Source organism: Pectinatus cerevisiiphilus (assembly GCF_004341685.1).
In the GTDB taxonomy this organism is placed as follows: domain Bacteria; phylum Bacillota; class Negativicutes; order Selenomonadales; family Selenomonadaceae; genus Pectinatus; species Pectinatus cerevisiiphilus.
The window spans coordinates 1-4310 of record NZ_SMAA01000034.1; the positions used below are offsets into that span (position 1 = coordinate 1).

At 32.0% G+C, this 4310-nt stretch carries 4 protein-coding genes; all 4 read right to left on the reverse strand.

Annotated features, from left to right (window positions below; all coding sequences use genetic code 11):
• Positions 1–136: 136 nt before the first annotated feature.
• Complete coding sequence (gene rbsK / locus EDC37_RS12060) at positions 137–1060, reverse strand: ribokinase (protein WP_132551698.1); 924 nt, start codon at positions 1058–1060, stop codon at positions 137–139.
• Between the two features lie 14 nt (positions 1061–1074).
• Positions 1075–2097 carry an aldose 1-epimerase family protein gene (locus EDC37_RS12065; RefSeq protein ID WP_132551700.1) on the reverse strand — a complete coding sequence of 341 codons (1023 nt, stop codon included), beginning with the start codon at positions 2095–2097 and terminating at the stop codon, positions 1075–1077.
• A gap of 24 nt (positions 2098–2121) precedes the next feature.
• Complete coding sequence (gene fucP / locus EDC37_RS12070; RefSeq protein WP_132551702.1) at positions 2122–3426, reverse strand: L-fucose:H+ symporter permease; 1305 nt, start codon at positions 3424–3426, stop codon at positions 2122–2124.
• Between the two features lie 73 nt (positions 3427–3499).
• On the reverse strand, positions 3500–4147 hold the full coding sequence (gene deoC / locus EDC37_RS12075; RefSeq protein ID WP_132551704.1) for a deoxyribose-phosphate aldolase: 648 nt from the start codon (positions 4145–4147) through the stop codon (positions 3500–3502).
• Between the last annotated feature and the right edge of the window lie 163 nt (positions 4148–4310).

Consider the following 4310-nt stretch of genomic DNA (forward strand, 5'->3'; position numbering starts at 1 on the left):
CACACTACAACAGGTCAAAGAAAAAAGACAAAAATCGGTTGCTTAATTGCTTCGGAGTTACCTTAGATTTTGCGAACTACTATTGACATTAGCTTTTGAAATTTAAATTTACTCTCACTTCAACATTTAATATAAATTATTCTTTATATTTTTTTAGAAAAACATCTATATCACTTTTACTGGGATAAGATTTTTGTGTTCCTTTTTTCATTACACTTAATGCAGCAAATGCACTTGCTTCATGCATAGCTTCTAAAACATCATTATTTTTTACATAACAACTGGAAAAACATCCTATAAAGGCATCTCCTGCACCTGATGAATCTATCGATTTTACATGAAATGCTTTTAAAGTATGGACACCTTTCTTGGTTACCCACATTGACCCTCTTGAGCCCATAGTAACGATTACATTTCTTATTCCTTTTTTTACTAAAGACATCGCTGCATTTTCTATATCTTTATTAGTAATTGTTGGCATTTTTGTCATACTTTCAAGTTCTGTCTCATTAGGTACTAAAAAATCGCATTTGTTAATTTTTTCTATATTAAGCATTGCATTAGCTGGAGCAGGATTTAGTAATACGGGTATACCATTTTCAGAGGCAAATTTAATAACATAATATACTGTATCAAGATTAATTTCTAATTGCAAAATTATAAATTTGCATGTTTTTAAATTTTCAGATGCCTTATCAATATCATTAGGGGTAAGATATTGATTTGCGCCCTTTATTATTAATATCCTATTTTGTCCTGATGGATCGACAAATATTGGTGCAACTCCACTAGATACATTTTTTACACGTTCAACAAAAGTTGTATCTATATTATAATAATTGAAATTTTTTATAGTATTATCTGCGAATATGTCATCACCTACTTTAGTGACCATCATTACTTTACTACCATACTTTGCTGCAGCTACAGCTTGGTTTGCCCCTTTTCCACCACAACCAATGGAAAATTCAGGGGCTTCTAAGGTTTCACCATTAGTTGGCATTCGCTTTACATAAGAAATTAAGTCTACCATATTAGAACCAATCACCGCTATCTTCAAAATAAATCACCCCACTATTTTTTCCCAGTTGTTACCAAGAAACTTTTTTCTTCCCCTGGTTTTAATATTACAAGCGTACCTGCTTTTTTTGCAGCTAGAAAGCCTTCAGGTCTGCACGTAGCAGGTAAAACAAAGGCGGCTACTTGTTGATCACCATTATATAAAAGCCACCTAGTAGCGCAAGGAAATTCTGAAGTAGCAAATTCTGTTTTAAAACCATATCCTTTGGGAGAATCTATTTCAAAAATAGCATGTTTTGCATATTGCGTAAGATTATCTGCCATGAAAACAATTTCTGGGTCATACATATTAGGTTGTTCTAGTTTAGTTAATGTTTTACCTGTTTTTTGTAATTGCTTTATATCTTCATTATATTTTAACCACTTTGGAGTTGGTTTGACGTGAGCTGGAATAGATTCACGAAGTTTAAATGATTTTTCTGGTATGTTTGAAGAAATAATTGCATTATCTACATATGCATAATTCATATGGCACATATATTGTAACGGCATATCTATACTTGTTAAATTCTTGACTTTCATACCAATTTCCATTTTACTAGCATTGGCATTAATAGTAAGACTAGGGTGTGAAATGTAATGATATCCAAATCCCTGACAATATTCGTATTTACCAGTTATTGAAATACTATCATTAGAAAATTCTAACCATGCTTCGTCAATTGGAGCACATGACATCTCTCCATGCATGGGGTGCGTGTCTTTTGGAGAAGGACATCCATTGGATAAAAGGCCTGAGTGGAAAGCAAAGCATCCATAGGTATCTATTATACATTTAGCTGGTTTTGGTTGAGTGAACATGTTCTTCATACGTAGACTTACACCATCAAATTCAGCATCCCAAATTATTTGTCCCATATATGGAAGAACAGTCACATAGCCTCTGCTGTTTGTTACTTTTACGGCTTCAACTCCAGATTGATATGAAAATAATACAACTGAAAAATCACTGTTTTTAAAGATTTCTTGTGGTTTTTCTGTAAAAAAATTACGTTTTAAAAAAATTTTATTTTTCATTTTACCTTATACACTCCTTTTAAATTAAGATTCACAGGACATTCTTTTATAAAAATAATATCCTACATAAGCAAAACAGAAAAAGTTTACAATAAATGAAAATTGCATTGATCCTGTCATATCAGAAACAAGACCTTGTATAGCTGGTATGCACGCTGCACCAATTATTGACATAACAAGAACAGCACCTGCTGTTTCGGTATATTTTTTTTCTACTGAATTTAATGTTTCTGCATAAATAGTAGCCCAACAAGGTCCCATTAATATACTTATTGCCACTGCCGCATAAACTGCCGTAAAACTAGGAACAAATGACACATAAAGTATTAATATACATCCAATTATTGAATATACTAATAAAATTTTATTAGCAGAAAATTTTGCAATCAAAAAATTAGCTATAAATTTCCCAACAAAAAAGCATGCATAGCTAATTACCATGAAATCGGCAGCCATACGTTCATTTATGCTATGGTCAAGGACTAATGCCAATCTTATAGTAAATGACCATACAGCTACCTGCATTCCTACATAAAGAAATTGAGCAGCAATTCCTTTTTTGAATTTACTGTTTTTAACAAGATATTTTAATGTTGGAATGATTCCGACATTATCTTCGGTAGAGGTTTTTTCAACAGCTTTACATTTAGGATATTTAGTGATAAGAAATAAAAGGAATACTGCAAGTAAAATAAATATCATTATTTTATAAGGATGTAGCGTATGCTGTAGCATTTGTAATTTGAAAACATGTAATTCTGCTTCATTTAGTCCTATCATTTGTGCAGTTAGACTAGCACCATTTTGAAATATTAAATATTTTCCTAATAGAATTCCAGCAGCAGCACCAATTGGGTAGAAAGTTTGACTTATATTCAAACGTAAGGTGGAAAATTTACGTGGCCCAATCATAGTACTATACGTATTGGAGGCTGTTTCCAAAAAGCCAAGACCTATAGCAATAGAGAAAACAGCAAATAAAAACATGGTATACGTAGCCATATTCGATGCAGGGAAAAATAATCCACAACCAATAATATAAAATAACAATCCACATAAAATAGCAAATTTATAACTAGTTTTTTTGATGACCATAGAAGCTGGTATAGATATTAAAAAATATCCACCATAAAATGCACTTTGTACCAATGCACTTGCAAAATCACTTAGTGTAAATACACTTTTGAATTGAGTGATTAATATGTCATTTAAACTTGCGGCTGCACCCCATAATGGGAATAGACATGATAATAATATAAATTGAAAAATTGGTGTTTTGTTTAAGTAACCATCATCGTATTGTATTAACCCAGTTTTTTTCTCAGTCATATATTTTCCTCCACTACAAGTCGAGAAAACAATTATTTTGAAAATAATTGTTTCCTCAGCATATAATATTATCTTATTGTTGTTTCAAAATTTCCACACCATGACTAGTACCAATTCTATCTGCACCAGCAGCTATCATAGCATCCGCGTCTTTTTTGGTGCGAATTCCACCAGCAGCTTTTATTTTTGCTTTTCCTTCTACACTTTTCTTCATTAATGCAACATCTGTTGCTTTAGCTCCACTAATAGAAAATCCTGTTGAAGTTTTTACGAAATTGGCACCGGCTTCTACAGCCAGTTTACAAGCGCGCACTTTTTCATCATCGGTCAATAGACATGTTTCAATAATAACTTTTACTATTGCATTTCCTTTTGTTGCAGTTACAACAGCTTTTATATCATTTTTAACATATTCATTGTCACCGTCTTTTAATTTTCCTACAGCTATTACCATGTCAATTTCAGAAGCACCGTCTTTTATTGCTTGTTCTGTTTCAAAAACTTTTACAGTTGTTGGTGTAGCTCCTTGTGGAAATCCAATCACTGTGCAAACAGCAACATCAGTATTCTTTAACTGTGAATATGCATATGATACCCATATAGGACTGATACACACACTAGCAAAATGATAAAATTTTGCTTCTTCTAATAGATTGTTTAAATCTTTTTTTACGGCATCTGTTTTTAATAGTGTATGATCTATAAACTTAGCATAGTTCATAATTTACCTCCATTATCAGCTGATATTTATTTATATGATTATATTATCACTCTTATGAACTTTTGTAAGGGGCTGTGAAATAACATCCCTATAAAAACAAAAGAGGATCTCTTGCTCGAATGAGCAGGCGATCCTCTTTTTGTGTTAAAATTTTACATAGCAC